The following is a 19,128-nucleotide window of genomic DNA, read 5'->3' on the forward strand; positions in this document are numbered from 1 at the left end:
GCGGCGGCACCATCGCGGGCGGCCAGCTGATGTTCGAAAAGGACGACGGCAAGGTCGTCGACCTGGCCAAGCAGGGCAGCGCCGCGATGCGCGACATCCGCGGCAACCAGATCGGCATGATCTTCCAGGAGCCGATGACCGCGCTGAACCCGGTCTTTACCGTCGGCGACCAGCTGGTCGAGGGGTTGATCACCCATCGTGGCCTGAAGAAGGCGCAGGCCCGCGCCCGGGCATTGGAGATCCTGCGCCAGGTCCGCATTCCTGAACCGGAACGCCGCCTGGACCAGTACCCGCATGAACTGTCGGGCGGCATGCGCCAGCGCGTCGTGATCGCCATTGCCATGGCTTGCGAACCGCGCCTGCTGATCTGCGACGAGCCCACGACCGCGCTGGACGTGACGATCCAGGCCGAGATCCTGGCGCTGATCGACCGGTTGAAGCGGGAAAAGCAGATTGCCGTTCTTTTCATCACCCATGACATGGCCGTGGTCGCCCAGATGGCAGACCGCGTCGTGGTCATGTATCGCGGCGACAAGGTCGAGGAGGGCCCGGTCGAGCAGATCTTTGAGAATCCGCAGATGGATTACACCAAGATGCTGCTGGCCGCCGTGCCGCGCCTGGGCGAGATGACCGGCAAGGCCGCCCCCGAACGCCTGCGCCTGATGAGCGACGGGACGACCGGTGCGCCCGAACCCATCATCGTCAAGAACCCCACGCCGCTGCTGACGGTCAAGAACCTGACCACGCGCTTCAAGGTCAAGGGCGGGCTGCTGCGCCGCACCGTCGCGCGCGTGCACGCGGTCGAGGATGTCAGCTTTACCATCAATTCCGGCGAGACGCTGTCGCTGGTCGGCGAATCCGGCTGCGGCAAGTCCACCTGCGGGCGGTCGATCCTGCGGCTGGTCGAACCCGAATCGGGGACGGTCGATCTGGGCGGGACCGACATCATCGGCCTGTCCCAAGGCGCGCTGCGCAAGTCGCGCCGCGACATGCAGATGATCTTTCAGGACCCGTTCGCCAGCCTGGACCCGCACATGAAGCTGTACGACCAGGTGGCCGAGCCGATGGAGAATTACGGCATCGGCACGAAATCCGAGCGCCAGGACCGCATCGCGGCGCTGTTCGACCGGGTGGAATTGCCGCGCAGCTTCATGCGCCGGTACCCGCACGAGATGTCGGGCGGCCAGCGTCAGCGCATCGCCATCGCCCGCGCGTTGGCCCTGAACCCGAAGCTGATCATCGCCGACGAGGCCGTGTCCGCGCTGGACGTGTCGGTGCAGGCGCAGGTGCTGAACCTGCTGATGGAGCTGCAGCAGGATCTGGGCATTTCGATGTTGTTCATCAGCCATGACATGGCGGTCGTGGAACGCGTCAGCCATCATGTCGGCGTGATGTATCTGGGCCGCATCGTCGAGCTGGGCACCCGCCAGCAGGTGTTCGAGAACCCCCAGCACAGCTATACCCGCCAGCTGATGTCCGCCGTGCCCGTGGCCGACCCGCGGCAGAAGAAGATCAGCGAGGATCTGAGCTTCAAGCCGATCCCGTCGCCGATGCATCCGGTCGACTACGTGGCCAAGCCGTCCGTGTACCGAGAGGTCGCGCCGGGGCACCGGGTGCTGGTCGACCCCATCACCCACGGCTGATCGTTTTGCGGGCAGGGGGGCGGGGTGCGGCCCCGGCCCCTCTTGCAGATCGTGCAGGAAATCGCCACCCTGCGCCCGAAGGAGACAACCATGCCCGTCAAGAACCGCTTTGCCGAACTGCTGCCCGAGATCACCGCCTGGCGCCGCGATTTCCACGAACATCCCGAACTGCTGTACGATGTCCACCGCACCGCGGGCCGCGTGGCGGACCTGCTGCGCGAGTTCGGCTGTGACGAGGTCACGACGGGCGTGGGCCGCACCGGTGTCGTGGGCGTGATCAAGGGCCGCACGGACAGCAAGGGACGCGTCGTGGGCCTGCGCGCCGACATGGACGCCCTGCCGATCATCGAACAGACGGGCGTGGAGTATGCGTCGAAAACGCCGGGCAAGATGCATGCCTGCGGTCATGACGGCCATACCGCCATGCTGCTGGGCGCGGCCAAGTACCTGGCCGAGACGCGCAATTTCGACGGCACCGCCATCGTGATCTTCCAGCCCGCCGAGGAGGGTGGCGCCGGGGGCGAGGCGATGGTCCTGGACGGTCTGGTCGACCGCTGGAAGATCGACGAGTTCTACGGCATGCACAACATGCCGGGCATGCCGGTGGGCCAGTTCTCGATCCGGCCCGGCGCCATGATGGCGGCGGCCGATCAGTTCGACATCACCGTGACCGGCAAGGGCGGCCATGCCGCAAAGCCGCATGAATGCATCGACACCACCCTGACCGCCGCGCAGATCGTCGTGGCGCTGCAATCGGTCGTGGCGCGCAACATCGACCCGCTGAAGAACGCGGTGATCTCTGTCTGCGTGGTCAGCACGGATTCGACAGCGCATAACGTGATCCCGCAGGTGGTCAAGCTGAAGGGCACCGCCCGCAGCCTGGCCCCGGAGGTCCGCGACCAGCTGGAGGAGGGCATCAAGCGCGTCGCCACCAACATCGCCGCCGCGATGGGTGCCGTGGCCGATGTCGATTATCAGCGCGGCTATCCGGTCACGATGAACGACCCGCAGGCGACCGACTGGGCCGCCGACGTGGCGCGCGGCATCGCGGGCGACATCGACATGGACATGCAGCCGATGATGGGCGGCGAGGATTTCAGCTATATGCTGAACGAACGTCCCGGCGCCTATATCTGGGTCGGCAACGGCGACACGGCGATGGTCCATCACCCTGCCTACAACTTCAACGACGAGGCGATCCCGGCGGGCTCCAGCTGGTATGCCGGCATGGTCGAGGCGCGGCTGCCGGCTGCCTGATGTCGCGGGCGGCCCCGCGCCGTCGCAAACGTGATTGCCCTTTGCGGGCAAAGCGTTGAAATGCCGGTGGCGTACGCGCCATCGGCAAAACGGGGACCCCATATGAAGACCTTTACCCTGCGCGTGACCTGCGCCTCGACCCGCGGCATCGTCGCGGCGATTTCCGGCGCGCTGGCGGATGCGGATTGCAACATCACCGACAGCGCCCAGTTCGACGATGTCGAGACGGGGCGGTTCTTCATGCGGGTCAGTTTCCGGTCGGAAGGGGCAGCGACCCTGGACAGCCTGCGCGCCATGTTCGCGCCCATCGCCACCCGGTTCGGGATGGAGGTCGAGATCAGCGACGATGCGGTGAAAAAGAAGGTCCTGATCATGGTCAGCCGGTTCGGGCATTGCCTGAACGACCTGCTGTACCGCTGGCGCATCGGTGCCTTGCCCATCGAGATCGTGGGCGTCGTGTCGAACCACCACGAATATCAGAAGGTCGTCGTGAACCACGACATCCCCTTCCACATGATCCGCGTAACCCCCGACAACAAGGCCGAGGCAGAAGCCCGGCAGATGGACATCATCGACCAGACCGGGGCCGAGCTGGTCGTGCTGGCGCGGTATATGCAGGTGCTGTCGGACCGGATGTGCCAGCAGATGTCGGGGCGGATCATCAACATCCACCATTCCTTCCTGCCCAGCTTCAAGGGCGCGAACCCCTACAAGCAGGCGTATGAACGGGGTGTGAAGCTGATCGGCGCGACCAGCCATTACGTCACCGCCGACCTGGACGAAGGCCCGATCATCGAACAGGACACGGTCCGCGTGACCCATGCCCAAAGCCCTGGCGACTACGTGTCCTTGGGCCGCGATGTCGAGGCGCAGGTGCTGGCCCGCGCGGTGCACGCCCATATCCACGGGCGCGTCTTCCTGAACGCGGCCAAGACGGTGGTCTTCCCGCCGTCGCCCGGCAGCTATGCCAGCGAGCGGATGGGTTAACGCACCGCCTCGAACTCGGCGGCGTCGGTGTCGCGTTGATCCTGGACGGCCTGGTTGGCGTCGTCGCGCGCGGCTTCGACCGCGCTGCGGATCTCCGCTGCGCGGGCGTCATAGGCATCGTGCCCCGCCTTCAGCGACGTGCGCAGGGCGGTCTGCTGGTCAGGGGTCAGGTCGTTATCGCGCGACCAGGCGCGCACCCGATTGCCCTCGCGCAGCGACCGCATGCCGATGCAGTTCCCCAGCCTCAGCAGCGCCCCCCCGGTGGCGTTCGAGTTGCGCCGCTGGGTGATCGACGCCTGGTTGTTGGTTTTCAGCAGCTCGATGCTGTTGGCGTTCCGGCGGCGCCTTTCTTCGATCTCGCGGGCCAGTTCGCTTTGGGTGGTGATGGAGGTGAACAGGCCGCCCCCGGCTTGGGCCACGGCCTCCAGCTGGGCGCGTTCGTCGGCGGGCAGGTCCAGGCCCAGGATGTTGACGACGGCGCGGATGTCGCCGTCATGCAGGGCGAGGGCCTGTTCCACCGGGTCGCCGCCGCAGGTCTCCTCTCCGTCCGAGACGACATAGACGACCTGTTCGCCCACCGTGTCCGACGGGGCCAGCTGCGCCCCCGCCGCCGCCAGCGCATCGGCCAGGGGTGTCCAGCCCGCCGGTTCCAGCGCCCCTGCGGCGGTCCTCAGGGCGGCGGTGTCGCCGGTGTCGGGCACCAGCGTCTCGACCCCCGCGCAGCTGTCGGCGCGACCGGCATCGTCATTCGTGCCCTGATGGCCAAAGGCCACCAGGCTGGCGGTCACGTCGTCGGGCAGATCGTCCAGCAGGGCGTCGACGGCCTGCTTGGCCGCCGCCATCTTGGTGTCGCCGCCAAGCGCGCCCGCCATCGACCCCGATGCGTCGAACGCTACCACCAGTCGCCGCAGGGGCACAGGGGTGTCCGTGGCGCCGCGGAATTCGGCATCGCGCTGATTGGTGTGCATCCGCGGCATGTCGACAAAGCAGGCCTCGATATCCTCGCCCCGGTCCTCCAGGAACCGCGCCAGCAGGGCGTCGGTGTCCTGCGCCACGGCAGGGGCTACGGTCAGAATCAGGGCGATCAGGGCAAGCGGGCGCATGGGGGGCCTCCGGTGGCGGGTCGGGCCAGTATCGGCGCGGTCGTGCCCCAAAGCCACCATCGCGCATCGGGTTGCGCGGGATGCCGCCAATACGACGAACGCCCCGGCCTTTCGGGGCCGGGGCGTATGGGTTCAGGTGGGGCCGCTTACTGCGGGATCTGGGCGGTGATGCCCTCGACATAGAAGTTCATCGATTGCAGGTCCTCGTCCTTGGCGGTCTCTCCCTCGGCCAGCCAGGCGGTGCCGTCGGCCTTGTTCAGCGGGCCGGTGAAGGGGTGGTATTCGCCCGCGCCGATGGCGTCGCGCAGGGCCTCTGCCTCGGCCTTGACCTCGGCGGGGACGGCCTCGGTGATCTCGCCGATCACGACCTCTCCGTCACCGATGCCGGCCCAGCTGGCGCCGCTTTCCCAGGTGCCGTCCAGCATCGCGCCGACGCGCTTGATATAGTAGGGCGACCAGTCGTCGATGATCGACGCCACGCGCGGGCTGGGGGCGAAGGCTGCCATGTCGCTTGCCTGGCCGAACCCGATGGCACCGGCCTGCTGGGCCTGCGCCAGGGGCGCGGTCGAATCGGTGTGCTGCAGGATCACGTCCACGCCTTCGGCCAGCAGGGCCGATGCGGCCTCGGCCTCTTTCGCGGGATCGAACCAGCTGTAGGCCCAGACGACGCGCATCTCGACCTCGGGGTTGACCTTGCGGGCGTGGATGAAGCTGGAGTTGATGCCCTGGATCACCTCGGGGATCGGGAAGGACCCGATATAGCCGATCTTGTTCGTCTCGGTCATGCGGCCCGCGATGGTGCCGATGACCGCCCGGCCCTCGTAGAAGCGCGCGTCATAGGTCGCGACGTTCTCGGCGCGCTTGTAGCCGGTGGCGTGTTCGAACTTGATGTCGGGGAACTTGGCCGCGACGTTCATCACCGGGTCCATGAAGCCGAAGCTGGTGGCGAAGATGATGTCGTTGCCCGCCAAGGCCAGCTGGGTCAGGGCGCGTTCGGCATCGGCGCCTTCGGGGACGCTTTCGATGAAGGTGGTTTCCACCCGGTCGCCGTATTCGGCCTCGATCGCCAGGCGGCCCTGGTCGTGCTGATAGGTCCAGCCGCCGTCGCCCACCGGGCCCACATAGATGAAGCCGATCTTCAGCGGCTCGTCCTGGGCCATGGCCGGGGCGGCCAGTGCCATCAGTGCGGCCGATGCGGTGGCCAGAAGTGTCCTGCGAAGCATAGTGATCCCTCTCTGCAGTGATCGGCCGCGGTTCTACCGCAGCGCGTGGAAGTTGGTGCCAAGCGAGCCGGGGGCAGCCGCCCCCGCGCGCCGCGAATATTTCTGCCGGGCCGAGATGGCCACCAGCACGATGATCGTCGCCAGATAGGGCGCCATCGACAACAGCTGGACCGGCACCGCGACGCCCGCCGCTTGCAGGCGCAGCTGCAGCACGGTGACCCCGCCGAACAGCCACGCCCCCGCCAGCACGCCCGGCGCGGTCCAGTTGGAAAAGACCACGATGGCCAGCGCGATCCAGCCCGCGCCCGCGGTCATCCCCTCGGTCCATTGCAGGACCGTCGCGATCGAGATGAACGCCCCGCCGACCCCCGCCATGGCCCCGCCAAAGGCGATGGCCGCCAGCCGGGTCAGGCGCACGTCATAGCCCAGGGCATGGGCAGCCTCGTGGTTTTCGCCCACGCCGCGCAGGATCAGCCCGCGCCGGGTGCGGTTCAGGAACCACCAGACGACCGGCACCATGACCAGCCCCAGCCAGACGATCCAGTTGATGCGCAGGGGGCCGATGGGCATGGCCGGCGCCTTGACCCCTTCGAAGGGCTTGCCGAACATCGCGGCCAGGCCCAGCCCGAACAGCGTCAGTGCCAACCCGGATGCGACCTGGTTGGCCAGAAACACCTGCGTCAGCGCCGCGAACAGCAGCGATATGGTGGCCCCCGCCAAGGCCGCGACCAGAAAGCCCAGGAAGGGGTTGCCGCTGGCATAGGCGGCGGCGAACCCGGCCAGGGCGCCGGTGATCATCATCCCCTCGACCCCCAGGTTCAGGACGCCCGCGCGTTCCACGACCAGCTCGCCCAGGGCGGCGAACAGGATCGGGGTCGAGGCCGAGATCAGCAGCAGGAAGACGGACAGGGGGTCGATCATGCGGTGCGCCTTCTGCGGATCTGATAGCGGGTCAGGACGTCGAACCCCAACAGGAAGAACAGCAGCATCCCCTGGAACACCTGCACGGTGGCGGCGGGCAGAGACATGGTCAGCTGCGCCAGCTCGCCGCCGATATAGGTCAGCGCCAGCAGCAGCCCGGCCAGCAGGATGCCCACCGGATGCAGTCGGCCCAAGAAGGCAACGATGATCGCGGTGAACCCGTATCCGACGCCCAGCTTGTCGGTGACCTGGCCCGCGGGGCCCGCGACCTCGAACAGGCCCGCGGCGCCGGCCAGCGCGCCCGACAGGCCCAGGCAGAACGCGACCAGCGTCTGCGGACGCACGCCTGCGAAACGCGCGGCGCGCGGCGCGGTGCCGGCTGCGCGGATGTGGAACCCGCGGATATGGCGGCTCATCAGGAACCAGGTCGCAAGGACGGCGGCGGCGGCGGCCACGACCCCCCAATGCGCGCCGGTCCCGGCGATCAGTTCGGGGTTCGCGGCCGAGGGGTATTGCTGCAGGTTGCGCGATCCGGGAAAGCCCATGCCGTCGGGGTTGCGCATCGGGCCGAAGGCCATCCACGCGGCGATCCGCTGGGCGACATAGACCAGCATCAGCGAGACCAGAATTTCCGATGCCCCGAACCAGTTCCTGAGCATCGCGGGGATCATGCCCCAGGCCCAGCCCCCGGCCAGACCGGCCGCGACCATCAGCGGGAACAGCCACCACGCCTCCAGCGGGTACAGCGCCAGCGCCACGGCGGCGCCGGTCAGGCCGCCGATGATGTACTGCCCCTCGGCCCCGATGTTCCAGATGCCGGCGCGAAAGCCGATGGCCAGCCCGGACGCGATCAGGATCAGGGGTGCGGCCTTGATCAGCAGCTGCGGCCGGGAATAGCTGGCGGCGGGGCCGAACAGCGGGTCCCAGAAGATCGTGCGGATCGCCGCGACCGGGTCATGCCCCAGCAGCGCGAACAGCAGCCCGCCGGTGACCATGGTGGCCAGCACGGCCATCACCGGCGTCGCGATCTGCCAGCCGGTCGAGGCGCTCTGGCGGGGGATCAGCGTGATCATAGATGCGCCTCTTCCATGCCATGCGCGCCGCCCAGCATCAGGCCGATGCGGTCCAGCGTCAGCCCGTCGGTGGGGACGGGGGGCGACAGGCGGCCTTCGTTCAGGGCGCAGAAACGGTCGGACAGTTCCAAAAGCTCATCCAGATCCTGAGAGATGACGATGACGCCCGCGCCCTGGCGGGCCAGATCAAGCAGCGATTGCCGCACGCTGGCTGCCGCACCTGCATCGACGCCCCAGGTGGGCTGGTTCACGACCAGCACGCGGGGGTTCTGCATGACCTCTCGGCCGATGACGAATTTCTGCAGGTTGCCGCCAGACAGGGCGCGGGCCGCGACGTGGGGGCCAGGGGTGCGGACATCGAACCCCTCGATCACCGCCAGCGCATAGTCGCGCGCGGCCTTGTGGTCGATCAGCCCGCCGCGGACCAGCGACTTGCGGCTGCCCGCGGTCAGCAGGGTGTTTTCCGTTAGACTGAAATCGGGGACGGCCGCGTGGCCCAACCGATCCTCGGGCGCACTCAGCAGGCCCGCCACGCGGCGCGGTTCGGGGCCGGTCGCGGACAGGTCCGCGCCCTCCAGCGTGACGGTGCCCGGCGTACTGCGGACCTCGCCCGACAGGGCGGCCAGCAGCTCCTCCTGCCCGTTGCCGGCGACGCCGCCGATACCCAGGATTTCGCCCGCGCGCAGGGTCAGGGCGATGTCCTTGAGCGCCGTGCCTTCGGCATTCGGGGCCGGTTGGGACAGGGCGCGCACTTCCAGCAGGACGGCGCCCGGCTGGCGGCCGGACCGGTCGATCTGGCGCATCTGGCCGCCGACCATCATCGCAGCCAGATCGCGGGCCGAATGGGCGCGGGGGTCGCAGCTGTCCACGACCTTGCCGTGGCGCAGGATCGTGGCGCGGTCGCAATGGCTGCGGATCTCGTCCAGCTTGTGGCTGATGTACAGGATCGCGGTGCCCGCTGCGGCCAGCTTGCGCAGCGTGGCGAACAGCAGCTCGGCCTCCTGTGGGGTCAGGACGCTGGTCGGTTCGTCCATGATCAGCAGGCGCGGATTCTGCAGCAGGCAGCGGATGATCTCGACCCGCTGGCGTTCGCCGGCGGACAGGGTGACGATGCGCCGCGCGGGGTTCAGCGGCAGGCCGAAATCATGGCTGACCTTGGTGATGCGCGCCGACAGTTCGCGGCGCGGCGGCGGGTTCTCCATTCCCAGGGCGATGTTCTCGGCGACCGTCAGCGCGTCGAACAGGCTGAAATGCTGGAACACCATCGCCACGCCCGCGGTCCGTGCCACGCGCGGATCGGATGGCGCATGCGCGCCGTCGCCCAGCCACATCTGCCCGTCATCGGGGCGCACCAGGCCATAGATCATCTTGACCAGCGTCGATTTTCCCGCGCCGTTCTCGCCCAGCAGGGCGTGGATTTCCCCCGGCATGACGTGGAACGACACGTCGTCATTGGCGCGGACGCCGGGATAGGACTTGCCCAGACCCTTGGCGCGGAACACGGGCATGTCGGTCAATTCTGTCCCCTTGGTCAAATCCTTGACCTGCTTAGACCGCATTTCGGCAGGCGCGCAATTGCGCTGTTTGGTCAGGCTGCGATACTGTCCCGATCATGGCCGCAAAATCCCCCCGATTCATCCACCTTCGCACACATTCCGAGCATTCATTGCTGGAAGGTGCCATTCCCGTAGGCAAATTGCCAAGCCTTGCCTTTGATGCAGGCATGCCGGCAGTCGCGCTGACCGACACGAACAACATGTTCGCCGCGTTGGAATTCAGCGTGAAGGCGCGCGACAAGGGCATCCAGCCCATCGTCGGCTGTCAGGTGACCTTGGCGGCGGATGCCACCGGACCCGTCGTTCTGCTGGCGCAGAACCAGGTGGGGTGGATGAACCTGATGGCGCTGTCCACCTGCCTGTACCTGCGCGAGGGCGGCGCACTGCCGCATGTCACCGTCGATGAGCTGTGCGCGCGTGCCGAGGGGCTGATCTGCCTGACCGGGGGCGCGATGGGCCCCTTGGGCCTGCTGATCGCACAGGGCCAGATGCCCAAGGCCGAAGGCTTGGCCGACCGGCTGGTGGCGTCCTTTGGCGACCGCCTTTATGTCGAACTGCAGCGCCATCCCGGCGAGAACGGCCAGCTGATGGTCGCCGAGGCCGCATCCGAGGGCGGGCTGATCGACCTGGCCTATGCGCGCGACCTGCCGCTGGTGGCGACGAACGACGTCTATTTCCCCAAGACCACGATGTACGAGGCGCATGACGCGCTGATCTGCATCGCGGAAAAGGCCTATGTCGACCAGTCCCAGCCCCGCCGCCGCCTGACGCCGCAGCATTACTTCAAATCGACCGAGGAGATGGCCGTCCTGTTCGCCGACCTGCCCGAGGCGATCGAGAACACGGTGGAAATCGCCCGCCGCTGCGCCTTCGCGGTGGCCAAGCACGCGCCGATCCTGCCGAAATTCGCCGATGACGAGGTGACGGAGCTGCGCCGTCAGGCCCATGCCGGTCTGGCCGAGCGCCTGAAGGTCATTCCCCATGCGGTCACGGTCGAGGAATACACCGCGCGCCTGGATTTCGAGCTGGGCATCATCGAACAGATGGGCTTTCCCGGCTATTTCCTGATCGTGGCTGATTTCATCCATTGGGCCAAGGAACAAGGCATCCCGGTCGGTCCGGGTCGCGGGTCGGGGGCCGGGTCGCTGGTCGCCTATGCGCTGACCATCACCGACCTTGATCCGCTGCGCTATAACCTGCTGTTCGAGCGGTTCCTGAACCCCGAACGCGTCAGCATGCCGGATTTCGACATCGACTTCTGCATGGACCGCCGCGAGGAGGTGATCCGTTACGTGCAGGGCAAGTACGGGGCCGACAAGGTGGGCCAGATCATCACCTTCGGCGCGCTGCTGTCCAAGGCCGCGGTGCGCGACGTGGGCCGTGTGCTGCAGTTGCCCTTCGGCCAGGTGGACCGCCTGTCCAAGATGATCCCGGTCGAGGGCGTGAAACCCGTCAGCATCGCCAAAGCCCGCGCGGATGAGCCGCGCCTGCGCGAGGCCGCGCGCGAGGAGGTCGTGGCCCGCCTGCTGGATTACGCCGAACAGCTGGAGGGCCTCTATCGCAACGCCTCGACCCACGCGGCGGGGGTGGTGATCGGGGATAGGCCGCTGGACCAGCTGGTGCCGCTCTATCGCGATCCGGCGTCCGACATGCCCGCGACGCAGTTCAACATGAAATGGGTGGAACAGGCAGGTCTGGTCAAGTTCGACTTCCTGGGCCTTAAGACGCTGACGGTGATCCAGAACGCGGTTGACCTGATCAACGGGCAGGGCCGCCCGCTGCACATCGCCGCCGACGGGCGGCAGCTGTACGAACCGACGCCCGGCACCGAAAACCAGATCAACCTGATCCCGCTGGACGACAAGCCCAGCTATGACCTGTTCGCCAGCGCCCGCACCGTCGCGGTGTTCCAGGTGGAATCGTCGGGCATGATGGACGCGCTGCGCCGCATGAAGCCCACCTGCATCGAGGATATCGTGGCGCTTGTGGCGCTGTACCGTCCCGGCCCAATGGAGAACATCCCGACCTATTGCGAGGTCAAGAACGGGCTGCGCGACCTGGAATCGATCCACCCGACCATCGACGACATCCTGGCCGAGACGCAGGGCATCATCGTCTATCAGGAACAGGTGATGCAGATCGCCCAGGTCATGGCGGGATACAGCCTTGGCGGCGCGGACCTTCTGCGCCGCGCGATGGGCAAGAAGATCGCCGCCGAGATGGCCAAGGAACGGCCCAAATTCGTGCGTGGCGCGGTGGCCAACGGCGTGCCCGACAAGAAGGCCGGAGAGGTCTTCGACCTGCTGGAGAAGTTCGCGAACTACGGCTTCAACAAGTCGCATGCGGCGGCCTATGCGGTCGTCAGCTATCAGACCGCGTGGCTCAAGGCGAACCACCCGGTCGAATTCATGGCCGCGGTGATGAACTGCGACATCCACCTGACCGACAAGCTGGCCGTCTACAAACGCGAATGCGATCGGATGGGGATCGAGATCGTGCCGCCCTGCGTCAACCGCTCGGCGCCCACCTTCACGGTCGGACCGGGGCGCATCCACTATGCGCTGGGCGCGCTGAAGGGCGTGGGGCTGGAGGCAATGCGCCTGATTTACGATGCGCGGGCGGACCAGCCGTTCCGCGACATCCACGACCTTGCGCGGCGCACCGACATGAAGCGCGTGGGCAAGCGCCCGCTGGAGATGCTGGCCCGCGCCGGGGCCTTCGACGGGCTGGACGACAACCGCGCCCGGGTGATGAAATCGCTGGACGGTCTGGTGGCGTGGTCGGCGGCGGTGCAAAGCCAGGCCGCCTCCAGCCAGACATCGCTGTTTGGCGGTGGAGAGGACCTGCCGCCGCCGCGCGCGCCCCTGTCGGGCATCTGGCTGCCCACCGAGAAGCTGGGAGAGGAGCACAAGGCCGTCGGCTTCTATCTGTCCGGGCATCCGCTGGACGACTATCTGCCCGCTCTGCGCCGCAAGAAGGTGATGACCCTGGCCGAGATCAGCCAGGACGCCCTGAACGGCCCGCTGGTCGCCCAGATCGCGGGCACCGTCGCCGCGCGGATGGAACGCAAGTCGGCAAAGGGTACGGCCTATGCCTTCGTCAGCTTGTCGGACCCGACGGGGCTCTATGAGGTCACGGTGTTCTCGGACCTGCTGACCGCCAGCCGGGACAAGCTGGAACCGGGCGCCAGCGTGGTCTTGCAGGTCAAGGTCGAACCGTCGGGCGATCAGGTCAAGATGCTGGCCAATTCGGTCACCGCGCTGGAGGATGCCGTGGCCGACGCGGGCGCAGGCTGCCTTGCGGTCGAGATGCAGGGCGCCGACACGATCCCACGTCTGGTCGAGGTGCTGACCCGCATCCGCACCGACATCATCGTGCCGCCCCGGTCGCGCGGCCCGATCCGCCTGCGCATCCGCGAGGGCGACGAGATCATCGAGATCGAGGTCGCCAACGATGCCCCGCTGACTACCCCCGCCCGCCAGGCCCTGCGCGCCGTGCCGGGCGTTCTGGACGTGATCGAGGAGTGACCACAGCTTCTTCGTTGCTCAAATACCCATGCCCGGTCCCGGCATGCCCCTAGCCAGATGTTCGCGCTTCGTGCTAGCAATCGGAAAAAAGAGGGCAGCATGAAGGTCTTGGGCATCGATCCCGGTTTGCGGAACATGGGCTGGGGGGTGATCGAGGTGGACGGATCGCGCATCCGCCACATCGCCAACGGCACCATCCATTCGGACGGCGCGCAGGATCTGGGCGCGCGTCTGTCCGTCCTGTTCCGCGGCCTGTGCGCGGTGATCGCGACCCATGCCCCGGACGAGGCCGCGGTCGAGCAGACCTTCGTCAACAAGGACGCGACCGGGACGCTGAAGCTGGGACAGGCGCGGGGCGTGGCCCTGCTGGCGCCGGCCGAGGCGGGGATATCGGTTGGGGAATACGCACCGAATGCGGTCAAGAAGACAGTCGTGGGCGTGGGGCATGCGGCCAAGGAACAGGTCCAGCACATGGTCCGCATCCAGCTGCCGGGCGCGGTCTTCGACAGTGCCGACGCGGCGGATGCGCTGGCCATCGCGATCTGCCATGCGCGGCATCTGCAGGGGCGGACGTTGCGGGTCGCCACACCCAAGCGTGGTGCGGCATGATCGGGCGGATCGCCGGGATCATCCTGCACCGGGCGCGTGATCACGTGCTGATCGACGTGCGCGGCGTAGGGTATATCGTGCATGTCAGCGAACGGACGGCGGCGGGGTTGCCGCCTGTGGGGCAGGCGGCGGCGTTGTACACGGAATTGCTGGTGCGCGAGGATCTTTTGCAGCTGTTCGGGTTTCCGACCATGCTGGACAAGGAATGGCACCGGCTGCTGACATCCGTTCAGGGGGTGGGGGCCAAGGTGTCACTGGCGATTCTCAGCACGCTGGCGCCCGATGGGTTGGGGCGGGCAATCGCCTTGGGGGATTGGGCGTCCGTGCGCAAGGCGAACGGGGTCGGTCCCAAGCTGGCGCAGCGGATCGTGCTGGAACTGAAGGACAAGGCGCCGTCAGTCATGGCACTGGGCGGTTCGCTGACCATCGATGCAGGCGATCTGATCGCGGCGGAGGACATGGCCGTGGGCGGTGGTGCCGGGGGGCCGGGCATCGAGCCCGGCCCCCCGGCGGCATCGGCGCGAGGGCGCGTCGATGCCGGCCCCGCCGAAAGCGCCGCGCGTCAGGGTCAGGCGATGGCGGACGCGCTGTCGGCGCTGAGCAATCTGGGCTATGGTCCGTCCGAGGCGGCATCCGCCGTGGCCGAGGCGCAGGCGCGGGAACCGGCAGCGGCCATGCCCGCGTTGATCCGTGCGGCGCTGCGTCTGCTGGCGCCCAAGGACTGAACCGGAGGTCTAAACATGGCAGGAAACGTCAAGGTCTTCATGCTGATGGCGGCGCTGACCGCGCTTGTCATGGCACTGGGCTGGATGCTGGGCGGATCGGGCGGCGCGCTGATCGCGCTGGTGATCGCGGGCGGCATGAACTTCTTCAGCTACTGGAACAGCGACAAGATGGTCCTGCGTCAGCAGGGCGCGATCGAACTGTCGCCCCAGCAGGGGGCCGAGCTGTACGCGATGACCGCGCGGCTGGCCGAGCGCGCGCAGATGCCGATGCCCAAGCTGTACCTGCTGCCGACCCAGCAGCCCAACGCCTTTGCGACCGGGCGCAACCCCGAGAATTCCGCCGTGGCGGTGACGCAGGGCCTGCTGAACCACCTGTCCGCCGACGAGATCGAGGGTGTGATCGCCCATGAGCTGGCCCATATCCACCACCGCGACACGCTGACCATGACCATCACCGCGACCATGGCCGGTGCGATCGCGATGATGGGCAACATGATGCTGTTCGCGGGCAACCGCGAGGGGCGCGGCGGCATGTTGGGCGGCATCCTGGCGATGATCCTAGCGCCGATGGCCGCGATGATGGTGCAGATGGCGATCTCTCGCGCGCGCGAATACGAGGCCGACGCGACCGGCGCGCAGATCAGCGGCAAGCCGCAGGCCTTGGCCTCGGCGCTCAGCCGGATCGCGCAAGCGGCGGGACGCAGCGTGAACCTGCCCGCCGAAAAGAACCCTGCGGCGGCGGCGATGTTCATCATCAACCCGCTTCACGCGATGCGCGCCGACCGCCTGTTTACCACCCATCCCCCGACCGAGGAGCGGATTGCCCGCCTGATGGCGATGAACGGTGCCGCCCCGCGCAGCCCGGCCCCCGCCGCCGCGCCAAGCCGCATTCCCCGCACGGGTGCCAAGCCGCGCACGCCTTGGGGCCGCGGATGAACGGACCCGACCCTGACCTGCGCCCCGAAAAGCTGGACAGCGATGTCGAGGATCGCGCCCTGCGCCCGCAGAATCTGTCGGAATTCGTAGGCCAGGCCGAGGCGCGCGCCAACCTGAAGGTGTTCATCGAAAGCGCCAAGATGCGCGGCAAGGCGATGGACCACACGCTGTTCTTCGGCCCGCCGGGCTTGGCAAGACGACACTGGCGCAGATCATGTCGCGCGAGCTGGGGGTGAATTTCCGCATGACCTCGGGTCCGGTGATCGCGCGGGCAGGGGACCTGGCCGCGATCCTGACCAACCTCGAGGCCCGCGACGTCCTGTTCATCGACGAGATCCACCGCATGAACCCCGCAGTCGAGGAGATCCTGTATCCCGCGATGGAGGATTTCGAGCTGGACCTGGTGATCGGCGAGGGCCCCGCCGCGCGCACCGTGCGGATCGAGTTGCAGCCGTTCACGCTGGTCGGTGCGACCACGCGCCTTGGTCTGCTGACCACGCCATTGCGCGACCGGTTCGGCATTCCGACGCGGTTGCAGTTCTATGAGATCGCCGAACTGGACCTGATCGTGCAGCGCGGCGCGCGGCTGATGGGGATCAGCGCCGACCCGGAGGGCACGATGGAGATCGCCCGCCGCGCCCGTGGCACGCCACGCATCGCCGGACGCCTGCTGCGCCGCGTCGTGGATTTCGCACTGGTCGAGGGGAACGGTCGCCTGACCCGCGAGATCGCCGACATCGCTCTCAACCGGCTTGGGGTGGACGATCTGGGCCTGGACGGGGCCGACCGCCGGTACCTGATGCAGATGGCGCAGCACTACGCGGGCGGTCCGGTGGGGGTCGAGACGCTGTCCGCCGCCCTGTCCGAGAGTCGTGACGCCATCGAGGAAGTGATCGAGCCCTATCTGCTGCAGCAGGGGCTGGTCGCGCGCACCCCGCGCGGGCGAATGTTGACGCAGGGGGCGTGGCGGCATCTGGGGCTGGACATGCCGGTGCCCGCCGGTCAGGCGACGCTGTTCGACGTCTGATTGCAGCCGGGCCCGAACGCGGGTATTTTGGCGGGCATGAGCCATCACCTGACACTGCGCGTCTATTACGAAGACACCGATCTGGCCGGGATCGTCTATTATGCGAACTATTTGAAATACATCGAACGGGGGCGCTCGGAATGGATGCGCGCCACCGGCATCGACCAGATGCGCATGAAGGAGACGTCGGGCCACGTCTTTGCCGTCCGCCATATCGAGGCCGACTATCTGCGCCCGGCGCGGTTCGACGACCTGCTGACCGTGGTCACCGACCTGTCGCATGCGACGGCGGCGCGGATCGTGGTCGATCAGCAGGTCCTGCGCGGCGATCAAGTGCTGTTTTCCGCGCGGGTGACGATCGTCTGCCTGGACGGCCGGGGACGCCCCGTGCGCCTGCCCGCTGCGCTGTCGCGGGCGCTGCCGGACGGCTGAACCCGGTGCGGCCGCCGCGCCGATGCGGCAAGACGGACGCACCTTGATGAAAATTGACGCCATTGTGTTGCCGCGGGGGCTGAAACCCGTGGCAATTACAGGGTAACAGGCCGCAACGCCGGGCTGCCACGGGGCAGTCGCGGCCCCTGATGATGAGGCAGTAGACCATGGAACCCATTCAGGCCGCCGAGGCCATCGACTTTTCGGCCGTGGCATTGTTCTGGCGATCCTCGCTGACGGTGCAGGTGGTGATGGTCATGCTGATCGTGGCCTCGTTCTGGTCCTGGGCGATCATCGTGCAGAAGTTCCTGACCTTTGCGCAGGCCCGCAAGGAGGCCGCCAAGTTCGACCGCGCGTTCTGGTCGGGCGAGCCGCTGGACGATCTGTACGACCGGCTTGGCGACCGCCCCAAGGGCCCGTCCGAGCGGATCTTTTCGGCCGGCATGACCGAATGGCGCCGCAGCCACCGCGATGACGGGCGGCTGATCGCGGGCGGCATCGGGCGCATCGACCGGGCCATGAACGTGGCCATCCAGCGCGAGGAGCAGCGCCTGTTCCGCGGCCTGTCGTTCCTGGCAACCGTGGGCTCGACCGCGCCGTTCATCGGCCTGTTCGGCACCGTCTGGGGCATCAAGTCAGCGTTCGAGGGCATCGCCCTGACCCAGGACACCAGCCTGGCCGTCGTGGCGCCCGGCATCGCCGAGGCGCTGCTGGCCACAGCCCTGGGCCTGGTCGCGGCCATCCCGGCGGTCGTGTTCTACAACAAGCTGTCGGGCGACGCGGAACGCATCACCGGCGGGTGGGAGGCGTTCTCGGACGAGTTCTCGACCCTGCTGTCGCGCCAGATGGACGAGGCCTGACATGGCATCCGGGGTCGTCAAGCGCGTGCGCAGCAAGGGCCGTCGGCGCAACATGCCGATGTCCGAGATCAACGTCACGCCCTTCGTGGACGTGATGCTGGTGCTGCTGATCATCTTCATGGTCGCGGCGCCGCTGATGACGGCCGGCGTGCCGCTGAACCTGCCCGAAACCGCTGCCAACGCGGTGCCGACCGAGGATGAGGAGCCGCTGATGGTCTCGATCCCGGTCGAGGGGTCGCTGACGGTCATGGACCAGCCGGTGGCCGACGACCAGGTCGTGACCGCGCTGCGCGCGATCCTGGCCGAACGCCAGTCGGGCCGGGTCTTCCTGCGCGCCGACGGCACCATTCCCTATGCCCGCGTGGTCCAGATCATGGGCGCGCTGAACGCGGCGGGCATCACCGACATCGTGCTGGTCACCGAGACCGGCGGACCGCGGATGGACGGCTGAACCATGGACGAACGCGAAGGGCGCATCGGTTACTGGGTCTCGGGGGTCGCGCACGGCTCTCTGATCCTGTGGGCGATCCTGGGCGGGGCGCTGTTCCGTCCGCAGCCCAGTCCGATGGTCCGCACGACCCAGGTCTCGACCATCAGCGGCGCCGAGTTCGAGGCGATGGCCGCGGCCGCCCGCGGGGCGGGGCCGGTCGGCGCCGATGCGACAGCGGTGGCCACGCTGCCCGACCCGGTCGATCCGGCCGAGGATGGCGCCGCGCGCCCCGTCGACGCGATCCCCCCGCAATCGGGGCAGGCCGCGGCGCTGGAACAGCCCGACACCGCCGAGACGGTGCCCGACCTCAGCGATTTCGCCCCTGCCGCGCCGGTGGATGTGGCGACCGATCTGCCCGTGCCGCCCGCGAACCAGACCGACATCGCCGAGACCGCCCCCCAGATCCCCGACACGCCCCCGGCTCCCGTGGCCGAGGCGCAGCCCGACCAGCCCACGCTGCCGGTGCCCGACGCGGCCGCCGTTCCGGTCGCGCCGCGATCGGTGCTGGCGCTGGACGCGTCGCGCCGGCCGCAGGACCGTCCGGCCGATCTGGTCGCCGCCTTCAACCGCCGCGTGGCCGAAGCGGCGGCCGCCGAGGCCGCCCGACAGGCTGCCGCTGACGCGGCTGACCGCCCGCCGCGCGGCCAAGCCACTGCCGACGCTGCCGCCGAAGCCGCCGCCGAGGCCGAACGCCAGGCCGCAGCGACTGCCGCCGCGGAAGCGGAACGTCAGGCCGCAGCCGAGGCCGCCGAACGCGAC

Annotated in this window: 15 protein-coding genes and 2 pseudogenes; 12 read left to right on the plus strand and 5 right to left on the minus strand. The window is 68.0% G+C overall.

Annotated elements, in window-relative coordinates; genetic code table 11:
• From TY51_RS05320 to purU, 3 genes are all read left to right on the plus strand, one after another.
• The coding region (locus tag TY51_RS05320; protein ID WP_042246847.1) for an ABC transporter ATP-binding protein at positions 1-1,643 on the plus strand (1,643 nt) is incomplete at its 5' end.
• Between the two features lie 90 nt (positions 1,644-1,733).
• Positions 1,734-2,900 carry a M20 aminoacylase family protein gene (locus TY51_RS05325; RefSeq protein ID WP_042246880.1) on the plus strand — a complete coding sequence of 389 codons (1,167 nt, stop codon included), beginning with the start codon at positions 1,734-1,736 and terminating at the stop codon, positions 2,898-2,900.
• 102 nt (positions 2,901-3,002) lie between these two features.
• Positions 3,003-3,887: a formyltetrahydrofolate deformylase gene (gene purU, locus TY51_RS05330; RefSeq protein ID WP_042246850.1), complete on the plus strand. Its 885-nt coding sequence runs from the start codon at positions 3,003-3,005 to the stop codon at positions 3,885-3,887.
• Here purU and TY51_RS20105 read toward each other — a convergent pair.
• The 5 genes from TY51_RS20105 to TY51_RS05355 all read right to left on the minus strand — a co-directional run bounded on the left by TY51_RS20105 (position 3,884) and on the right by TY51_RS05355 (position 9,715).
• Positions 3,884-4,990 carry a VWA domain-containing protein gene (locus tag TY51_RS20105; RefSeq protein ID WP_052649824.1) on the minus strand — a complete coding sequence of 369 codons (1,107 nt, stop codon included), beginning with the start codon at positions 4,988-4,990 and terminating at the stop codon, positions 3,884-3,886. The two genes, purU and TY51_RS20105, sit on opposite strands and share 4 nt — an antisense overlap.
• 146 nt (positions 4,991-5,136) lie before the next feature.
• Positions 5,137-6,213: a BMP family ABC transporter substrate-binding protein gene (locus TY51_RS05340; protein ID WP_042246853.1), complete on the minus strand. Its 1,077-nt coding sequence runs from the start codon at positions 6,211-6,213 to the stop codon at positions 5,137-5,139.
• Positions 6,214-6,246: 33 nt separating this feature from the next.
• Complete coding sequence (locus TY51_RS05345; RefSeq protein WP_042246856.1) at positions 6,247-7,134, minus strand: ABC transporter permease; 888 nt, start codon at positions 7,132-7,134, stop codon at positions 6,247-6,249.
• Positions 7,131-8,207, minus strand: a complete 1,077-nt coding sequence (locus TY51_RS05350) for an ABC transporter permease (protein WP_042246858.1) — start codon at positions 8,205-8,207, stop codon at positions 7,131-7,133. Before TY51_RS05350 ends, TY51_RS05345 begins: the two co-directional genes overlap by 4 nt.
• Positions 8,204-9,715, minus strand: a complete 1,512-nt coding sequence (locus tag TY51_RS05355; protein WP_197054651.1) for an ABC transporter ATP-binding protein — start codon at positions 9,713-9,715, stop codon at positions 8,204-8,206. The genes TY51_RS05350 and TY51_RS05355 overlap by 4 nt, the downstream gene beginning before the upstream one ends.
• A gap of 104 nt (positions 9,716-9,819) precedes the next feature.
• Between TY51_RS05355 and dnaE the strand changes: the two genes are divergently transcribed.
• The 9 genes and pseudogenes from dnaE to TY51_RS05400 all read left to right on the plus strand — a co-directional run.
• Complete coding sequence (gene dnaE / locus TY51_RS05360; RefSeq protein WP_042246860.1) at positions 9,820-13,290, plus strand: DNA polymerase III subunit alpha; 3,471 nt, start codon at positions 9,820-9,822, stop codon at positions 13,288-13,290.
• Positions 13,291-13,389: 99 nt separating this feature from the next.
• The gene (gene ruvC, locus TY51_RS05365; RefSeq protein ID WP_042246861.1) at positions 13,390-13,899 is read left to right on the plus strand and encodes a crossover junction endodeoxyribonuclease RuvC; all 510 of its coding nucleotides are present in this window, start codon (positions 13,390-13,392) and stop codon (positions 13,897-13,899) included.
• Positions 13,896-14,624, plus strand: a complete 729-nt coding sequence (ruvA, locus tag TY51_RS05370) for a Holliday junction branch migration protein RuvA (protein ID WP_042246862.1) — start codon at positions 13,896-13,898, stop codon at positions 14,622-14,624. The genes ruvC and ruvA overlap by 4 nt, the downstream gene beginning before the upstream one ends.
• 15 nt (positions 14,625-14,639) lie before the next feature.
• Complete coding sequence (htpX, locus tag TY51_RS05375) at positions 14,640-15,560, plus strand: zinc metalloprotease HtpX (RefSeq protein ID WP_042246865.1); 921 nt, start codon at positions 14,640-14,642, stop codon at positions 15,558-15,560.
• Positions 15,557-16,587 (plus strand): annotated as a pseudogene (ruvB, locus tag TY51_RS05380) (Holliday junction branch migration DNA helicase RuvB). Before htpX ends, ruvB begins: the two are co-directional and overlap by 4 nt.
• Before the next feature lie 36 nt (positions 16,588-16,623).
• The gene (ybgC, locus tag TY51_RS05385; RefSeq protein WP_042246868.1) at positions 16,624-17,019 is read left to right on the plus strand and encodes a tol-pal system-associated acyl-CoA thioesterase; all 396 of its coding nucleotides are present in this window, start codon (positions 16,624-16,626) and stop codon (positions 17,017-17,019) included.
• Between the two features lie 167 nt (positions 17,020-17,186).
• Positions 17,187-17,879: a protein TolQ gene (gene tolQ / locus TY51_RS05390; RefSeq protein ID WP_042246871.1), complete on the plus strand. Its 693-nt coding sequence runs from the start codon at positions 17,187-17,189 to the stop codon at positions 17,877-17,879.
• Between the two features lies 1 nt (position 17,880).
• A complete protein-coding gene (locus TY51_RS05395) occupies positions 17,881-18,330 on the plus strand; it encodes an ExbD/TolR family protein (RefSeq protein WP_042246874.1) in 450 nt (149 codons plus the stop codon).
• A 3-nt stretch (positions 18,331-18,333) separates the two neighbouring features.
• Positions 18,334-19,128: pseudogene (locus tag TY51_RS05400) on the plus strand (protein TolA); the annotation flags it as partial.

Origin of the sequence: Paracoccus sp. PAMC 22219 (genome assembly GCF_000787695.1) — a bacterium.
Taxonomy (GTDB): Bacteria; Pseudomonadota; Alphaproteobacteria; order Rhodobacterales; family Rhodobacteraceae; genus Paracoccus.

Excerpts from the sequence above, each read along its gene's own strand:
- TY51_RS05325 (WP_042246880.1), top strand. The coding sequence starts at position 1,734 with ATGCCCGTCAAGAACCGCTTTGCCGAACTGCTGCCCGAGATCACCGCC.
- purU (WP_042246850.1), top strand. The coding sequence starts at position 3,003 with ATGAAGACCTTTACCCTGCGCGTGACCTGCGCCTCGACCCGCGGCATC.
- TY51_RS20105 (WP_052649824.1), bottom strand. The coding sequence starts at position 4,990 with ATGCGCCCGCTTGCCCTGATCGCCCTGATTCTGACCGTAGCCCCTGCC.
- TY51_RS05340 (WP_042246853.1), bottom strand. The coding sequence starts at position 6,213 with ATGCTTCGCAGGACACTTCTGGCCACCGCATCGGCCGCACTGATGGCA.
- TY51_RS05345 (WP_042246856.1), bottom strand. The coding sequence starts at position 7,134 with ATGATCGACCCCCTGTCCGTCTTCCTGCTGCTGATCTCGGCCTCGACC.
- TY51_RS05350 (WP_042246858.1), bottom strand. The coding sequence starts at position 8,207 with ATGATCACGCTGATCCCCCGCCAGAGCGCCTCGACCGGCTGGCAGATC.
- TY51_RS05355 (WP_197054651.1), bottom strand. The coding sequence starts at position 9,715 with ATGCCCGTGTTCCGCGCCAAGGGTCTGGGCAAGTCCTATCCCGGCGTC.
- dnaE (WP_042246860.1), top strand. The coding sequence starts at position 9,820 with ATGGCCGCAAAATCCCCCCGATTCATCCACCTTCGCACACATTCCGAG.
- ruvC (WP_042246861.1), top strand. The coding sequence starts at position 13,390 with ATGAAGGTCTTGGGCATCGATCCCGGTTTGCGGAACATGGGCTGGGGG.
- ruvA (WP_042246862.1), top strand. The coding sequence starts at position 13,896 with ATGATCGGGCGGATCGCCGGGATCATCCTGCACCGGGCGCGTGATCAC.
- htpX (WP_042246865.1), top strand. The coding sequence starts at position 14,640 with ATGGCAGGAAACGTCAAGGTCTTCATGCTGATGGCGGCGCTGACCGCG.
- ybgC (WP_042246868.1), top strand. The coding sequence starts at position 16,624 with ATGAGCCATCACCTGACACTGCGCGTCTATTACGAAGACACCGATCTG.
- tolQ (WP_042246871.1), top strand. The coding sequence starts at position 17,187 with ATGGAACCCATTCAGGCCGCCGAGGCCATCGACTTTTCGGCCGTGGCA.
- TY51_RS05395 (WP_042246874.1), top strand. The coding sequence starts at position 17,881 with ATGGCATCCGGGGTCGTCAAGCGCGTGCGCAGCAAGGGCCGTCGGCGC.